This is a genomic window from Tsukamurella hominis (assembly GCF_965137015.1).
GTDB lineage: Bacteria > Actinomycetota > Actinomycetes > Mycobacteriales > Mycobacteriaceae > Tsukamurella > Tsukamurella hominis.
Map to the genome: position 1 here is coordinate 12,372 of NZ_CBCRZG010000013.1, position 15,220 is coordinate 27,591.

18 protein-coding genes and 1 tRNA gene are annotated in these 15,220 nt (G+C 71.3%); 10 read left to right on the forward strand and 9 right to left on the reverse strand.

Features of this window, described 5'->3' with window-relative positions:
- Positions 1 to 33: 33 nt before the first annotated feature.
- Together ACM9LD_RS15980 and glmU are read right to left on the reverse strand one after the other, a co-directional pair.
- Positions 34 to 1,011 carry a ribose-phosphate diphosphokinase gene (locus tag ACM9LD_RS15980; RefSeq protein WP_415677575.1) on the reverse strand — a complete coding sequence of 326 codons (978 nt, stop codon included), beginning with the start codon at positions 1,009 to 1,011 and terminating at the stop codon, positions 34 to 36.
- Entirely contained in the window at positions 1,008 to 2,459 is a 1,452-nt protein-coding gene (glmU, locus tag ACM9LD_RS15985) for a bifunctional UDP-N-acetylglucosamine diphosphorylase/glucosamine-1-phosphate N-acetyltransferase GlmU (protein WP_415677576.1), read from the reverse strand. Before glmU ends, ACM9LD_RS15980 begins: the two co-directional genes overlap by 4 nt.
- 130 nt (positions 2,460 to 2,589) lie before the next feature.
- Here glmU and ACM9LD_RS15990 point away from each other — a divergent pair.
- Positions 2,590 to 2,661: transfer RNA gene (locus ACM9LD_RS15990), tRNA-Gln, on the forward strand.
- Positions 2,662 to 2,673: 12 nt separating this feature from the next.
- On the opposite strand, the gene ACM9LD_RS15995 is transcribed toward ACM9LD_RS15990, so the two are convergent.
- Positions 2,674 to 3,114, reverse strand: coding sequence for a pyrimidine dimer DNA glycosylase/endonuclease V (locus ACM9LD_RS15995; protein WP_415677577.1), 441 nt, complete (start codon positions 3,112 to 3,114; stop codon positions 2,674 to 2,676).
- A 117-nt stretch (positions 3,115 to 3,231) separates the two neighbouring features.
- On the opposite strand from ACM9LD_RS15995, the gene ACM9LD_RS16000 reads away from it, so the two are divergent.
- Positions 3,232 to 3,603, forward strand: coding sequence for a hypothetical protein (locus ACM9LD_RS16000; protein WP_415677578.1), 372 nt, complete (start codon positions 3,232 to 3,234; stop codon positions 3,601 to 3,603).
- 54 nt (positions 3,604 to 3,657) lie between these two features.
- Here ACM9LD_RS16000 and ACM9LD_RS16005 read toward each other — a convergent pair whose 3' ends face one another.
- The gene (locus ACM9LD_RS16005) at positions 3,658 to 3,873 is read right to left on the reverse strand and encodes a hypothetical protein (protein WP_415677579.1); all 216 of its coding nucleotides are present in this window, start codon (positions 3,871 to 3,873) and stop codon (positions 3,658 to 3,660) included.
- A 220-nt stretch (positions 3,874 to 4,093) separates the two neighbouring features.
- Here ACM9LD_RS16005 and ACM9LD_RS16010 point away from each other — a divergent pair, with 220 nt between their 5' ends.
- From ACM9LD_RS16010 to ACM9LD_RS16030, 5 genes are all read left to right on the forward strand, one after another.
- The gene (locus ACM9LD_RS16010) at positions 4,094 to 4,264 is read left to right on the forward strand and encodes a hypothetical protein (protein WP_415677580.1); all 171 of its coding nucleotides are present in this window, start codon (positions 4,094 to 4,096) and stop codon (positions 4,262 to 4,264) included.
- A gap of 48 nt (positions 4,265 to 4,312) precedes the next feature.
- Positions 4,313 to 4,522, forward strand: coding sequence for a CsbD family protein (locus ACM9LD_RS16015; protein WP_415677581.1), 210 nt, complete (start codon positions 4,313 to 4,315; stop codon positions 4,520 to 4,522).
- 29 nt (positions 4,523 to 4,551) lie between these two features.
- A complete protein-coding gene (locus ACM9LD_RS16020) occupies positions 4,552 to 5,382 on the forward strand; it encodes a DoxX family membrane protein (RefSeq protein ID WP_415677582.1) in 831 nt (276 codons plus the stop codon).
- Positions 5,383 to 5,438: 56 nt separating this feature from the next.
- Entirely contained in the window at positions 5,439 to 5,777 is a 339-nt protein-coding gene (locus ACM9LD_RS16025) for a hypothetical protein (RefSeq protein ID WP_415677583.1), read from the forward strand.
- Positions 5,778 to 5,924: 147 nt separating this feature from the next.
- Entirely contained in the window at positions 5,925 to 6,227 is a 303-nt protein-coding gene (locus ACM9LD_RS16030) for a MerR family transcriptional regulator (RefSeq protein ID WP_415677584.1), read from the forward strand.
- Positions 6,228 to 6,230: 3 nt separating this feature from the next.
- Here ACM9LD_RS16030 and ACM9LD_RS16035 read toward each other — a convergent pair whose 3' ends face one another.
- From ACM9LD_RS16035 to ACM9LD_RS16050, 4 genes are read right to left on the reverse strand one after another with little or no spacing between them, the layout of a single operon-like run.
- Positions 6,231 to 6,959, reverse strand: a complete 729-nt coding sequence (locus tag ACM9LD_RS16035) for a lytic transglycosylase domain-containing protein (protein ID WP_415677585.1) — start codon at positions 6,957 to 6,959, stop codon at positions 6,231 to 6,233.
- Positions 6,960 to 7,002: 43 nt separating this feature from the next.
- Complete coding sequence (locus tag ACM9LD_RS16040; protein ID WP_415677586.1) at positions 7,003 to 7,965, reverse strand: nucleoside triphosphate pyrophosphohydrolase; 963 nt, start codon at positions 7,963 to 7,965, stop codon at positions 7,003 to 7,005.
- Positions 7,962 to 11,615, reverse strand: a complete 3,654-nt coding sequence (gene mfd / locus ACM9LD_RS16045; RefSeq protein WP_415677587.1) for a transcription-repair coupling factor — start codon at positions 11,613 to 11,615, stop codon at positions 7,962 to 7,964. Before mfd ends, ACM9LD_RS16040 begins: the two co-directional genes overlap by 4 nt.
- Positions 11,616 to 11,668: 53 nt before the next feature.
- Positions 11,669 to 12,328 (reverse strand): TetR/AcrR family transcriptional regulator, encoded by a 660-nt coding sequence (locus ACM9LD_RS16050; protein ID WP_415677588.1) that lies wholly within the window; start codon positions 12,326 to 12,328, stop codon positions 11,669 to 11,671.
- Between the two features lie 69 nt (positions 12,329 to 12,397).
- On the opposite strand from ACM9LD_RS16050, the gene ACM9LD_RS16055 reads away from it, so the two are divergent.
- From ACM9LD_RS16055 to ACM9LD_RS16065, 3 genes are all read left to right on the forward strand, one after another.
- Positions 12,398 to 12,784, forward strand: coding sequence for a DUF1761 domain-containing protein (locus ACM9LD_RS16055; RefSeq protein WP_415677589.1), 387 nt, complete (start codon positions 12,398 to 12,400; stop codon positions 12,782 to 12,784).
- A 15-nt stretch (positions 12,785 to 12,799) separates the two neighbouring features.
- Entirely contained in the window at positions 12,800 to 13,087 is a 288-nt protein-coding gene (locus ACM9LD_RS16060; protein ID WP_224645800.1) for a DUF1905 domain-containing protein, read from the forward strand.
- Positions 13,088 to 13,164: 77 nt separating this feature from the next.
- Positions 13,165 to 14,568, forward strand: a complete 1,404-nt coding sequence (locus ACM9LD_RS16065; protein WP_415677590.1) for a lipase family protein — start codon at positions 13,165 to 13,167, stop codon at positions 14,566 to 14,568.
- Here the strand turns inward: ACM9LD_RS16065 and ACM9LD_RS16070 are convergent, their stop codons facing one another.
- On the reverse strand, positions 14,569 to 15,204 hold the full coding sequence (locus tag ACM9LD_RS16070; RefSeq protein WP_415677699.1) for a TetR family transcriptional regulator: 636 nt from the start codon (positions 15,202 to 15,204) through the stop codon (positions 14,569 to 14,571).
- Between the last annotated feature and the right edge of the window lie 16 nt (positions 15,205 to 15,220).

Here is a 15,220-nt window from a genome sequence, read left to right on the forward strand (position 1 = left end):
ATGATCCCGTGACCGCCGCCCTCGAACGAGTCGTTACGCGTTGCCGTTGAACAGGCTCGTGACCGAGCCGTTCTCGAAGACCTCGCGGATGGTGCGGGCCAGCAGCGGCGCGATCGGGAGCACGGTCAGCGTCTCGAAGTGCTTCTCCGGCGGGATCGGCAGCGTGTTGGTCGCGATGACCTCGCGCGCGCCGCAGTTCGCGAGGCGCTCGGTGGCGGGCTCGGAGAAGACGCCGTGCGTGGTCGCGATGATCACGTCCTTCGCGCCGGCCTCCTTGAGCACACCCACGGCGCCGGCGATGGTGCCGCCGGTGTCGATCATGTCGTCGATCAGGACGCAGGTGCGGCCGGCGACGTCACCGACGACGCGGTTGCTCTTGACCTGGTTCGCGACGTTGGGGTCGCGGGTCTTGTGCACGAAGGCCAGGGGCGCACCGTCGAGGGCGTCGGCCCACTTCTCGCCCACCTTGACGCGGCCGGCGTCGGGGGAGACGACCACCATGTTCTCGGTGCCGTAGTGCTCGCGCACGTAGTCGGCGAGCATGGTCTGCGCGTGCATGTGGTCGACGGGGCCGTCGAAGAAGCCCTGGATCTGGTCGGTGTGCAGGTCGACCGTGATGATCCGGTCGGCGCCCGCGGTCTTGAACAGGTCCGCGATCAGGCGCGCCGAGATCGGCTCGCGGCCGCGGTGCTTCTTGTCCTGGCGGGCGTACGGGTAGAACGGCAGGATCGCGGTGATCCGCTTCGCCGAGCCGCGCTTGAGCGCGTCGATCATGATCAGCGTCTCCATGATCCACTGATTGACCGGGTACGGGGCGCTCTGCAGGACGAAGGCGTCGCTGCCGCGCACCGACTCCTCGAAGCGCACGAAGATCTCGCCGTTGGCGAAATCGCGAGCCGTCTGCGGGGTGACCTGCACACCGAGCTCGTCGGCGACCTGCTGCGCCAGCTCGGGGTGGGCACGCCCCGAGAACAGCATCAGGTTCTTCTGGTTATCGATCCAGTTGCTCACTGCTCGTCAATCCTCGCGATAGCCTGCTGGGCCGCCTCGGCCGAGCTCGTGCCCGGACGCCGGTGCAGGACCCATTCCTCGATGTTCCGCTGATCCGCGGCGGAGACCGCCAGGGCTCCCGGCGGCACGTCGCGCTTGATCACGGTACCCGCTCCGCTGTACGCGCCGTCGCCGACCTCCACCGGCGCGATGAGCATCGTGTCGGATCCGATGCGCACGTGGTCGCCGATCACCGTTCGATGTTTGTTCACCCCGTCGTAATTCACCGTCACCGTCGCGCAGCCGATGTTGCTGCCCTCGCCGATGGTGGCGTCGCCGATGTAGCTCAGGTGCGGGATCTTGCTGCCCGCTCCGATCTGCGCGTTCTTGGTCTCGGCGAAGGCGCCGATCTTGCCCTTCGGGCCGAGGTCGGTGTTCGGCCGCAGGTAGCTGAACGGCCCGACGGTCGCGTTCTCGCGGATGACCGACAGGTGCACCTCGCTGCGCAGCACCGTCGCGCCGGCGCCCACCTCGGTATCGACCAGCGTGGTGTCGGGGCCGATCACCGCGTCCTCGGCGACGACGGTGGCGCCGCGCAGGTGCGTGCCCGGCTGGATCACGACGTCGGGCGCGATCTCGACGTCGACGTCGATGTACGTGCTCGCGGGGTCGACGACGGTGACCCCGTTGAGCTGGTGCCGCTCGACGATCCGCCGGTTCAGTTCGCGGCCGAGCTGGGAGAGCTGGATCCGGTCGTTGCAGCCGGCGACGAGCATGTCGTCGTCGACGTGGTCGCCGCGTACCAGCTGGCCGGCCGCGCGGGCGATGCCGATCACGTCGGTCAGGTACAGCTCGCCCTGCGAGTTGTCGGGTCGAAGCTGGGCGAGCGCGGCGACGAGCTGCGCGTGGTCGAAGGCGTACACGCCGGAGTTGATCTCCGTGATCGCGAGTTGCTCGGGCGTCGCGTCCTTCTGCTCGACGATCTGGGTGACCTGCCCGTCCTGTGTACGCAGCACGCGGCCGTAGCCGGACGGGTCGGCGACCGCGGTGGTCAGCACGGTGACCGCCGCGCCGTGGCCGCCGGTGTGTGTGGCGAGGAGCTCCCGCAGCGTCGCGGCATCGAGGAGGGGGACGTCGGCGGCCGTCACGATGACGGTGCCGGCGAAGTCGGCGGGGAGGGCGCTCAGGCCCGCCTGGACGGCGTCGCCGGTGCCGCGCTGCTGCTCCTGCACCGCGACGAGGATCTCGTGCTCCAACTCACCGGCGGTGGCCAGGGCGGCCTCGGAGACCCGGTCCCGGTCGTGGCCGACGACCACGACGAGGTGCTCCGGCTTCGTGCCCGCGGCGGCGTGCAGCGCGTGCCCCAGCAGGGTGCGGCCCGCGATCGCGTGCAGCACCTTCGGTGTCTTCGACCGCATCCGCGTTCCCGCGCCCGCGGCGAGGATCACCACCGCTGTTCCGTTCGCCATCGCTGCTCCTGAGGTGTCGTCCGTGTCGTGCGTTCGCGTCGAGAGTCGGCGCAATCCTACGAGAACCGCCGCGGTGGAGCGTCCGTGGCACAATGCTGGGCGACGGTTCCGCGCGCCAGCCCGGGCCCGGTCTCCCGTGGTGTAATCGGCAACACTTCTGATTTTGGTTCAGACATTTCAGGTTCGAGTCCTGGCGGGAGAGCAGTACGCGGCGTCAGGGCAGTTGTGCCCGCTCCCACGGCTCGACGGGGCCCGGCACCGTCCGGAAGCTGCGGTGCCCTTCCGGTGATTCGACCGCAGCCCACCGCTCCGCCACCTCGGGGCTCCGCGTCTTCAGCTTCGCCCGCAAGTGCGCCCACTCGAGGTCCAGCTGCCCGTCGGTCACGTCGATGGGTGCGACGGTCGCGTCCGGCTCGTCGATGCGGGTGCGGTCGAAGGTGTAGCCGCGGGCGTCGGCCTCGTCGGCGAGGGCCGCGAGGTACGCACCGACCGCGGCGAGCGGATCCGGCGTCGCGCGGAAGCGCTCCAGCTGCGGGTGCCGCGTGTAACCCTTGGTGCGGCCCGCGAGCACCGCCTGCGCGAGCAGCGTCTCGCGCCAGCACGCGATGAGTGCCTGCCGGTCGAGGTAGCGGGGGTGGACGGACCAGATGCGCATGGCTCCACGCTATCCGGCCCGCAACGGGTTCCGGAACCGGTGCCGGTTCGCCCGAAATGTCCCGCGCACCAACCCCGGCGCAAGGCGACCGCAAGTCCGACGTGGCGTGATGAGTCCATGAATCCGTACCAGCAGAACCCGGCGCAGCAGCCCGCCGGCCGGCCCTACGCCCAGCAGTCCTACGCCCAGCAGGGGCATCCACAGCAGCCCTACGCCCAACCGCAGACCTACCCGCAGGGCCCCGTCTTCCAGGCGAAGTTCCGCAAGCACACCGGGCTGCTCATCCTGGCGCAGTGGCAGGACTCCTACGCCACCGGCGACTACGAGCAGATCCGGGCCGCCTACCGAGCGGCGCAGACCCACAACCTGCTTGCGGGCTGGTGGGGACTGATCTCCCTGCTGGTCTACAACTGGATCGCGATCATCGGCAACGTCTCCGAGATGAGCCGCATCAAGCAGCAGGCGCGGGCCGCCGGACTCGAGGTCTAGCGGCCCGCGCCTCGGCGGGATCGCGCGCCGGGGGACGGGAGCGCGGCGATCAGGTCAGTTGGGTTCCTCCCAGTAGTAGCCGGAGCCCGAGTCGATGTTCACGCACCGGAGCGTGTCGCCGTCGGCGGTTGTGATGTCCCGTCCCTGTTGTTCGGCGGAGCACGTGTCGTACATCGATGGAGTGTCGGCGGAGGCGACGGCGGGACTGAGGGGGAGGGCCGAGATCGCGAGGAATCCGGCCGCGGCGAGGGTCTTTCGGCTGATGGTCATGGTTCGACGGTGCGCCCCGAACCTGGGGATCCGGTGCCAGGGCCGTGGGACTGCGCTGTCAGGCCGTGTGACGAGGCGCACATCGTCGACAAACCGCAGGTGGCGGCGCGTTCTGCCGGCGTTGAATCGTCTTTTCTGGTGCAACCGTTGACAGGAATAGGCATCGCCCATAACGTGAAATCTGTTCGACACGACATAGATTTTCAGATGGGAGTGCGAGATGAACGACCTCCGAGCCACCCCGGCACGAGTCCCGCGCCACCCCGTCGAGGCGGCTCCGCCGCTGGTCGTCCACCCCCGCGGTGGGGTCGTGATCGTGGCACTGCTGCTACTGGCGCTGGGGCTGATGGTTCCCCTCGTCCTGTACACGGCAGCCGCCCCGATCGGCTGATCCGGCCGTCGAGCAGCACAGGCAATCCCCGACATGAAGGAGAGCACGATGAGCTTCGCCGATGACGCCAAGAACAAGGCACAGGACATCAAGGGCCGGGCCAAGGAGACCGTCGGCACCGCCTTCGACGACCCCGAGCTCAAGCAGGAGGGGCGCGGCGACCAGGCCGAGGCCTCGATCAAGGACAAGATCGCCGGCGCCGCCGACAAGGTCAAGGAGGGCGTCGACGAGGTGAAGGACAAGCTCTCGGGCAAGTGACGGCCCGAGACCGACGATGGGAGCTGGACATGATTCGACGGATCGCGCGACCCCTGCTGGGTTCGATCTTCGTCTACACCGGGTACACCGGCCTGACGAGCGACCCGGGGCGGAAGGCGGACACCGTCGCCCCGCTGGTGGAGAAGGCCACTGAGTCCCTGCCCGATTCGGCGGCGATCCCGACGAGCGCCCGGAGTTGGGTGCGGATCAATGCGGGTGTCCAGCTCGGCGGCGGCCTGCTGCTCGCCACCGGGCGGGCTCCGCGGGCCGCCGCGCTGGCCCTCGCGGGCACCCTGGTGCCCGCGACCGCCGTCGACCACCCGTTCTGGGCCGAGTCGGACCCGGAGGCCCGGCGCGAGCAGCAGCTGCACTTCGTGAAGAACCTGTCACTGCTCGGCGGCCTGCTGATCGCGGGCTTCGACACCGAGGGCAGGCCGGGCGTCACGTGGCGTGCCCGCCGCGCCGCGGAACGCGCCTCCGAGCGGGTCTCCGACACCGTCGCGGCGATCACGCCCGGCGGCCACGACGACCCCGCCACCTGGCAGGATCGCGCGCACGCGGCCCAGGAATACGGCGCCACTGCGATCGGCAGGGCGAAGCCCGCGGTCACGGGCGCCGTCGAGAAGGCGAAACCGGCGATCGCCGACGCCGTCGACAAGGCGAGGCCCGCGATCGCCGACGCGGCGGAGAAGGTCAAGCCGGTGGTCGACGACGCCGTCGACCGCGCGCGGCCGGTGCTCGCCGAAGCGGCGGACGCCGCCGCCGGTTTCGCCGAGAAGGCCGGGGATCGCCTGCACGCCCTGCGGGACGAGGCGTCCGCCGCGGTGGCGGACAGGAAGAAGCGCGCGCGGGTCGCGTAACGTGGGCCGCCCGGCCCGGATCGCGGCCGCGGTAGGTCGAGCAGAATCGAGACGCCGTGCCCCGCAGGCCAGAGTTCACCGGGCGCTACACCGACGCGCTGCACGCGCTGGAGGTGTCGACGCAGCGGAGCGCGCGGGTCGAGAACCTCGACGGTCAGTACGCGTTGCGCGTCGACTTCGAACTCGGGCGGTACCTGCTCGCGACGAACACGGACGCCGTCATCGGCCTCGCTGACGAGGACGCCGGAGCGCCGTGGCGAGTCCGGTTCTTCGACGGTGCCCTGGACGACGGTGCGGCCGTGCTGATCGCCGACCGCTCCGCGGCGTGGCTGATCGACGCCTTCGACGCCGCCGTCGGGGACCTGCCGCCCCTGGCCGAGGTCCCGCACACCTGACCGTCCCCCGTGGATCGGATCCGCGGGGGACGGCGGGTGGTCCCACCGGCGGCGGCCCGCAGGATCTACAGTGAAGGCATCAGGTTTTCGCTCCCGCGTGACACAGTAGTGGGAGCGGGACGCAGACGGGTGCGAAGGAGGAGTGCGATGACCCAGACGCATCGCGTGCGCTCCGATCTCGGCGTGTACAGCATCTCCGTGGCGTCCGAGCTCTCTCAGGTCGGCCTCCAGACGCTGCGCCTGTACGAGCGGCGACACCTGATCCGGCCACAGCGCACCGCGGGCGGCACCCGCCGTTACAGCGAGGACGACATCGCCCGCATCCGCCGGATCACGGAGCTCGTCGCCACGGGCGTCAACCTCCCGGGCGTCGAGCGCATCCTGGCCCTCGAGGACGAGTGCGCAGCCCTGCGTGCGGAACTCGAATCCACCCGGGTAGCAGCCGATTAGCGGCTACGGTTGCACGTTCACCGAGTACGCGGCCGCTGCGTCGCGCACGTCCAGGACGTACTGGCGGGACTGGTTGTAGACCATCACGGCCTTCTCCCAGCCCCTCGCGGTGGTCAGGTCCTTGCCCGAGACGCACAGGTACCGCGCCGCGGTCATCGCGGCGTCGTCGATGTTGTCCGGGTCGGCCTTGCCGTCGCCGTTGGCGTCCACGCCGAACCGCTGCCAGGTCTCCGGGATGAACTGGAACGGCCCCATCGCCGCGTCGAACTTCGCGTTCGGGCGGTGCGGGTCGGTCCCGGTCGCCCGGATCTCCATGTTCCCGTTCGTCCCGTCGAGCGGCACGCCGCGGATGGGCGGCGAGACCTTGCCGTCGGGCGCGATCGTCGCGCCGTGGTAGGTGCCGTGCTTACTCTCGATGAAGGCGATGCCGGCCAGCGTGGTCCACGCGATCCCGCACTCGGGCGTGCGCTGGCGCAGCGCCTCGGCCGCGTTGCCGTACGCCTCCAGCGAGATCACCGGGATGCCGGTGGCGACGCTGATGGGCGTGGCCCAGTCGCGGAGCAGATCGGACGTGCGGCCGGGGCCGTTCACGTTGATCAGCGGCACGGGAGCGCCCGCGCCCGGCGGGATGCCCTGCGGGATCTCGGGGCGCGGGTCGATCGCGCCGCACCCGGCGAGCACCGTCGACGCGACACCGACGACGAACGCCGCGCGCATACGGGAACTGACCATGACCTCGCCGTGAACTCTCTCGCCGAAAACTGGGGACGCGATCTCAACGTCCGGGCTGTGCCTCGGGGTTCCCGGCGTGGCCGTCGCCCCAGGCGGTGACCCACGATTCTACCCCGTCGGCGGCCATCACGGCCTCGGCCTCGCGCACCCGATCCATGAACGCCAGGACGCGCCGCCGGTAGTCCAGCTCGTACGCCGCGTCGGGTTCCGCCGGGTCGACGGTGACGGTGCGCACGTCGTCCGGGACCAGCTCGGCCGGGAAGTCCACGGTGCGCAGGCGCTCGAAGACCTTCGCCACCAGCGCCAACGCGGGCTGGGCCAGGGAGATCGAGTCGAGGACGGAGGCGCGCTCGCCGCGCTCGAGCCGCTTCTGCCGCTCCCAGTTCTCGGCCTGCGTCGCCACGTCGACCTCGGCACCGTCGGCCAGGTGCGGCGTGCGCCGACGGACCTTGGCGGCAAGGGTGCGGGCGACGTCGTCGATGTCGAAGGGGTGCGCCCCCTCCTCGGCGATCCGGGAGTGGAAGACCACCTGCAGCAGCAGGTCGCCGAGTTCGCTGCGCAGTTCGGCCGCGGCGGCGGCGCCGTCCTCGGGGGCGTCGAGCGCGGCGACGGCGTCGGCCACCTCGTACGTCTCCTCCACCAGGTAGCGCAGCAGGCTCGCGTGCGTCTGCTCCGACTCCCACGGGCCCTCGCGCCGCAGCCGGTCGATCAGGTCGACGGTGTCGAGCACCGCCAGCCCGGCGGGCCGGGGCGCGACGATCACGTCGGCGCCCGCCGCCCGCAGGGCGGCCGCGGCGGGATGCGCCTCGTCGGAGGTGAGCAGGGTCGCGCCCGCCGGGGCCTCCGCGCCGAGCACGGGACGGCCGTCGGGCAGGTGCCACGCGAGCCGCACCGGCAGCTCCTCCGTGTAGTGCACGGGGCCGGTGAGCCGGCCCAGGGCCGCGACGGGCAGCAGCGTGGGCGCAGCGGGGTTGAGCAGCACGACGGTGCCGCGTCCGCCGCTCATGGGGCCTCCGCCGCCGCGACGGCGCGGGGCGGCTGGTCGAGCCGCCAGTAGCCGGCGCCCTTGCCCGCCATGGCGGCCAGGAAGTCGGCGACGGCCTGCAGCACGTCGATGTCGCGCACCCGCTCGCTGCCGACGCCGCCCCCGCCCACGCGGGGGAGCGGGAAGGTGATGGTGCGGGTCGCGGCGCGGTAGGAGCCGCCGGGGTAGAGCCGCTTGAGCCGCATCTGTTGCGAGTCCAGCAGTTCCATCGGTGCGATCCGCAGGTTGGTGCCGGTCACGGTGATCTCGGTGACGCCCGCGTCCCGCGCGAGGGAGCGCAGCCGCGCGATCGCGGCGAGCCGCTCCACTTCCACCGGCGGCGGGCCGTAGCGGTCGGTGAGCTCGGTGAGCACCTCGGCGACGGCCGTATCGTCGTGCGCGGCGGCCAGTTTGCGGTACGCCTCGAGGCGCAGCCGGTCGCTGGTGACGTAGTCGGGCGGGATGTGCGCGTCCACCGGCAGGTCGATGCGCACCTCCTTCTGCTCCTCGGGCACGGTGATCGGCTTGCCGTCGGCGGCGGCGCGGTAGGCCTCCACCGCCTCGCCGACGAGCCGCACGTACAGATCGAAGCCGACGCCGGCGACGTGGCCGGACTGCTCGGCGCCGAGAACGTTGCCGGCGCCGCGGATCTCGAGGTCCTTCATCGCGACCGCCATGCCGGCGCCGAGGTCGTTGTTCTGCGCGATGGTCGCCAGCCGGTCGTAGGCGGTTTCGGTGAGCGGCTTCTCCGACGGGTAGAGGAAGTAGGCGTAGCCGCGCTCGCGGGAGCGGCCCACCCGCCCGCGCAGCTGGTGCAGCTGCGAGAGGCCGAGGTTCTCGGCCCGCTCCACGATGAGGGTGTTGGCGTTCGAGATGTCCAGGCCGGTCTCGACGATCGTGGTGCACACGAGCACGTCGAACTCGCGGTTCCAGAAGCCCTGCACGGTGCTCTCCAGGGCTTCCTCGCCCATCTGGCCGTGCGCCACCACGACGCGCGCCTCGGGCACCATGTCGCGGATGTGCTTGGCGGCCCGGTCGATCGAGCTGACCCGGTTGTGCACGTAGAACACCTGGCCGTCGCGCAGCAGCTCGCGACGGATGGCGGCCGCGACCTGCTTGTCGTCGTACGCGCCCACGTAGGTGAGCACCGGATGGCGCTCCTCGGGCGGGGTGAGGATGGTAGACATCTCCCGGATGCCCGCCATGCTCATCTCCAGCGTGCGGGGGATCGGCGTGGCGCTCATGGTGAGCACGTCGACGTTGGTGCGCAGCGCCTTGATGTGCTCCTTGTGCTCGACACCGAAGCGCTGCTCCTCGTCGACGATCACGAGGCCCAGGTCCTTCCAGCGCACGCCGGTCTGCAGCAACCGGTGCGTGCCCACCACCACGTCGACGCTGCCGTCGGCGAGGCCCTCGAGCACGGCCCGCGTCTCCAGCTTGTCGGTGAACCGGGACAGGCCCTTGACCGTGACGGGGAAGCCCTGCATCCGCTCCTCGAAGGTCTTCAGATGCTGTTGCGCGAGTAGCGTCGTCGGCACGAGCACCGCGACCTGCTTGCCGTCCTGCACGGCCTTGAAGGCGGCGCGCACCGCGATCTCCGTCTTGCCGTAGCCGACGTCGCCGATGACCACGCGGTCCATCGGGACCGCCTTCTCCATATCGGCTTTCACGTCGCCGATCACCGTCATCTGGTCCACGGTCTCGGTGAACGGGAAGGCGTCCTCCATCTCGCGCTGCCACGGGGAGTCGGGCGCGAAGGCGTGGCCGGGTGCGGCGTTGCGGGCCGCGTAGAGCTGCACCAGCTCGCCCGCGATCTCGCGGACGGCCTTGCGCGCCTTGCGCTTGGTGTTCTGCCAATCGCTGCCGCCCATCTTCGACAGCGCCGGCATCTCGCCGCCGACGTAGCGGGAGAGCTGGTCCAGCGATTCCATCGGGACGAACAGCTTGTCGCCCGGCTGGCCGCGCTTGCCGGGGGCGTACTCGATCACCAGGTACTCGCGGCGGGCGCCGGCGACGGTGCGCTCGATCATCTCGACGAACTTGCCGATGCCGTGCTCGTCGTGCACCACGAGGTCGCCGGCGGTCAGGGCCAGCGGGTCGACCTGGTTGCGGCGCTTGGCCGGCAGCCGCCGGCCGTCGCCGACGCCGGCGACCCGGTTGCCCGTGAGGTCGGGCTCGGCCAGCAGCACGAGCTTCTCGGCCGGCACGGTGAGGCCCGTCTGCAGGCTGCCGCGCAGCACCCCGACGGTGCCCGGCTTCGGGGCGGCGCCCGCGTCCAGCTCGGTGGCGGGGACCTCCGCCTCGCGCAGCCGCTCCAGGATGCGGGCGCGGGTTCCCTGACCGGCCACGACGATGACGCCGGAGCCGCCGGCTGCGGCGTGGGCGCGCAGCGTCGCGAACAGCTTCTCCGCCTCGGACTCGGAACCCCGTGGCGCGGGGGCGTGCTCGGCGCGGACGGTGAGGTGGTCCGGTCCCTCGTCCGGCCCCGCCGCCAGCGGCGAGACTGTCCACCACGGGCGCCCGGCGGCGGACACGGAGTCGTGCACCTCGTCGAGCGCGCGGTAGGCGCTGGCGCCCAGGTTCATCCCCGACGGGTCCAGCGGCGCGGCGGAGCCGAGCGCCGCCGCGGTCCAGGAGGCCTCGAGGAACTCCTGGCCGGTGCGGCCGAGATCGGCTGCGCGGGTGCGGATCTTCTCGGGATCCAGGAGCAGCGTGTGCGCGCCCGCGGGCAGGACGTCGGTCAGCAGCTGCAGCTCGCCCGGGATGAGCGCGGGGATCAGCGCCTCCATGCCCTCCACCGGGATGCCCTGGGACAGCTTCTCCAGCATCTCGAGGAGGGCGGCATCGTTCTGGTGATCGGCCTTCAGGGCCGCTGCCCGCTCCCGGACCTCGGCGGTGAGCAGCAGCTCGCGGCACGGGTAGACGTGCACGGTGCCCACCTCGACCTCGGGCTGGGAGCGCTGGTCGGCGACGGAGAATGCGCGCAGGTCGGTGATCTCGTCGCCCCAGAACTCCACGCGCACCGGCAGATCCGTGGTGGTGGGGAACACGTCGAGGATGCCGCCGCGCACCGCGAACTCGCCGCGCTTGCCCACCATGTCGACCCGCGTGTAGGCGAGCTCCACGAGGGTCTCGATGAGCTGGTCGAAGTCGTGCTCGACGCCCTCGCGCAGCGTGATCGACGGTGCGTCGCCCAGGCCCGGGGCCATCGGCTGCACCAGGGAGCGGACCGTCGCCACCACGGCCCGCAGGGGTTCGCCGTACTGCGCGTCCTCCGGGTGGGCCAGGCGGCGCAGCACCTGCAGCCGCCGGCCGACGGTGTCCGCGCCGGGGGAGAGGCGCTCGTGCGGCAGCGTCTCCCAGCTCGGGAACTGGGCCACGGCACCGTCGCCCAGCATCTCCCGCAGCTCGGAGGTCAGGTCGTCGGCCTCGCGCCCGGTGGCCGTGACGACGAGGACGGGCGCGCGGTCCGCGAGCGCCGAGACGAGGAAGGGACGCGCACCGTCGACCGCGGTGACGGTGAGGTCGGGCCTGCCCGCCGCCTCCGCGAAGGCGGCGATGTCCGGATCGGCGGCGACCGCCCTGGTCAGTCCGGCGAGGGCGGGGACGGGGGAGGGGGCGGCGTCAGGCACCGATCCAGTGTATTGGCGCGGTCCGACACGCGCCGACGGGCCCGAGCGCCCGCTCAGGCACCGGCGCCGGCCGGCGCGTGGCGGGCCAGGAACGTCGCGACCGCCTCGTCGGCGACGGCGTCCAATTCCTGCTGCGTAGGGCGCGACCGGCCGCCGGTGAGGGTGAGCCGGTTGAGCGGCGCCGCCAGGACGAGCCAGGTGAACTGCTCGGCCGCGGCGGCGGGATCGTCGATGCGCAGCAGGCCGCGGGCGGCCAGGCGTGCGAAGGCGTCGGCGAGGAGCTCCTGATTGCGATCCCAGCTGCGCCGCACGTAGTCGTCGGCGACCTCGGGGAAGCGCTCCGCCTCGGCCGCGACCAGGGCGCGCATCCGCAGGACGGGGCCGCTGAGGACGCCCGCCTGCAGAGTGCCGGCGAGGGCGCGCAGCCCGCGGGCGGCGTCGTCGGTCGAGATCAGCGCGTCGAGGTGCGGCCGCATCGCGTCGCGGCCGCGGTCCACCCAATCCCGGACGACGGCCGCGTACAGGTCGTCCTTCGACGGGTACTGCCGGTAGAGGGTCTGCTTGGAGATGCGGGCACCGGCGGCGACGGCGTCCATCGTCGTGCCCGCGAAGCCGCGGTCGAGGAGCAGGTCCCGCGCGACGGCGAGCAGGTCGGCGCCGCTGCGGCCGCCCGGGCGACCGCGTAGCCGGGGTGTGCCCTGTGCCGTGTTCATGCCGAAATAGTACTGGACAGTACTCGGACGCGGGCGTAGGGTACTCATTAGTACTAAAAGGAGGACGTCGTGATCGTCGCAGGTATCGTCGTCGCCGCGTTCGCGGCATTCGTTCTGAGCTCGGTCTACTACGTGCTCCTCTCGCCGGTGGAGCAGCGGGCGCTCGGGGAGCGGGCTCTCGATCGCGGGAAGCCGGGGCCGCCGAAGGTCGCCGCCGAACTGGTCCGCACCGTCGTCGTCGCAGCGGGGTTCGCTTGGATCGCCGAGCGATCCGACCTCCTCGGGCTCCCGGGCGCTCTCGCGCTCGCTCTCGTGCTCTGGATCGCGTTCCCCGTCGTGCTGCTCACCGGATCGATCATCTGGGAGCGCGTGCCGTGGCAGACCGCGGCGATCCACGCCGGCGACTGGCTCCTCAAGCTCGTGCTCATCGCCGTTGCGCTGGGCCTTCTCCACTGATTGAAGGGAAACGCCATGTCCGCCACCGCAGGTCCGCTCGACACCACCTTCACCGCCGTGCTCCGGCGGAGCGAGGCCAAGGGCGGGTGGACGTACGTCGTGCTCGACGGGTCCGCCGAGTTCTTCGGCACCCGTGGCCTCGTCAAGGTCTCCGGGACCATGGACGGAGTGCCGTTCACCAGCTCCTTCATGGCCCTGGGCGACGGGACGCACAAGCTCCCGGTCGCCGCGAAGATCCGTCGCGAGATCGGCAAGGAGGAGGGCGACGCGATCACGGTTCACCTCGAGCGCCGCCTGAGCTGAGTCACAGCACCCCTTGACAGGTGACGGGGGTCACTTTAAGTTCCTTGCTTGTGGTGAATGAAACATCAGCGTTCCGGATGGGATCGCGTGCCCTCGCGGCGCTGATCGGCGCCGTCCTCGTGATCGCGACCGGGTTCGCGACGGCCCCGAGTGCCCGGGCGCTGCCGCCCCTCGTCGAACCGGCACCGCCCGCCGACGCCTTCTACGACCGCCCCGCGGACCTGGCGTCACTCAAGCCCGGCGAGATCGTGCGCACCCGCACCACGTCGATCCGCTCGCTGCAGGTGATGCCCCTCAACGTGGACGCCTGGCAGCTCGCCTACCGGACCACGGGCATGAACGGCGAGCCCGATCTCAGCGTGACCACGGTGATGGTGCCGCGCGGCAAGAAGCCCACCAAGCTGCTCTCCTATCAGGCGGCCGCCGACTCGACGCTGCGCATCTGCCAGTCCTCGTACTCGACCACCAAGGGCGGCCCCATCGACCTGGCCGCGAAGGAGGGCCCGCTCACCTTCGGCATGCCCGCCGCCGAGCTGCTTTTCGCCGGCCTCGGCGTGCAAGAGGGCTGGGCCGTCGCGATGCCCGACCACGGCGGCGGCGACGACCGCTTCCTCACCCCGCGCCAGCCGGGCTGGGCCGTGCTCGACGGCATCCGTGCGGTGGAGAACTTCTCCCGCCTCGGGCTGAGCGCGAAGACCCCCGTCACGCTGTGGGGTTACTCGGGCGGCGCGATCGCCAGCAGCTGGACCATCGAGGAGCACCCGACCTACGCGCCGGAGCTCAACATCCGCGGAGCCGCCTTCGGTGCGCCGGAGCGCGACCTCGAGGCCTCGCTCAAGGCCGTGAACACGTCGCTGCTCGCGGGCCTCATTCCGCTCGCCCTCTCCGCGCTCGGTAAGGACTCCGAGGAGTTCCGCGGCGCCCTCGACAAGGTGCTCACCCCTGAGGGCCGGGCGCGCGTGAACGAGACCCGCCGGCACTGCATGCCGCAGAACGTCGTGGCCAACCTGTGGTTCGACTACAACCGGATGCTGACCAAGCCGGTCGACGAGGTGCTGCGGATCCCGATCATCGCCAAGACCATTCGCGAGCGCGGCGTGAGCGGCCGGGTCCCGACCGTGCCCGCGTACGTCTACAACGGCATCACGGAGGAGGTCGCCCCGATCACGGGGACCGACAAGCTCGTGAACTCCTACTGCAGGGGCGGGGCGTCCGTGACCTACCGCCGCGAGGAGTTCCCGCCGAACCCGGTCAAGCAGCTCATGACCACGCACGGCACCGTCGTGGTGACCGGCGCGGGCGGCGCGTTCGACTGGCTCAAGCAGCGCATGGACTCGACCGGCCCGGCACCGTCGGGCTGCGACATCCGCAACGTCTTCAGCAGCGGGCTCGAGCCCGCGGCGATCGGCACCTTCGGCCAGGCCATCGGCACCGTCCTCGCCTCGCTGGTCGGCGCGCCGATCGGGGCGGGGCCCCGGTAGTCAGTCCCCGGGGGCGGGTTCGACGGTGTCGGGCCCGCCCAGCTGGCTCGGCTCGATGGCGACGGGGTTCTCCTTGAGGCCGATGAGGCCGTACCAGGAGAGGTTGACGATGTGGGCGGCCACCGCCTCCTTGGGCGGGTCGCGGACCTCCAGCCACCACTGCGCGGTCATGGCGACCATGCCGACCAGGGCCTGGGCGTACAGCGGTGCGAGGCCGGGGTCGAGGTTCTTGTTCTCGAACTCGCTCTCCAAGTGGATCTCCACCTGGCTGACCAGGTCGTTGAGTAGCGTCGAATAGCCGCCGGTGTGCTCCGCCGAGCTGTTGCGGGTGAGGATCCGGAAGCCGTCGGCGCGCTCCTCGACGTACGTGAGCAGCGCGAGGGTGATCTGCTCGATCCGCGTCTTGGAGCGGTCCTCGAGCAGGGCCCGGGAGAAGACCTCGAGGACCATCTCCATCTCGCGGTCCACGACCACCGCGTACAGGCCCTCCTTGCCACCGAAGTGTTCGTAGACGACGGGCTTGGAGACGCCCGCCTTCGAGGCGACCTCCTCGATCGTCGCCGCCTCGTAGCCGCGGTCGGCGAACACCGAGCGCGCCGTGTCCACCAACTGGTTGCGGCGTTCGGCGGCGGGCATCCGCTTCCGCACCGGC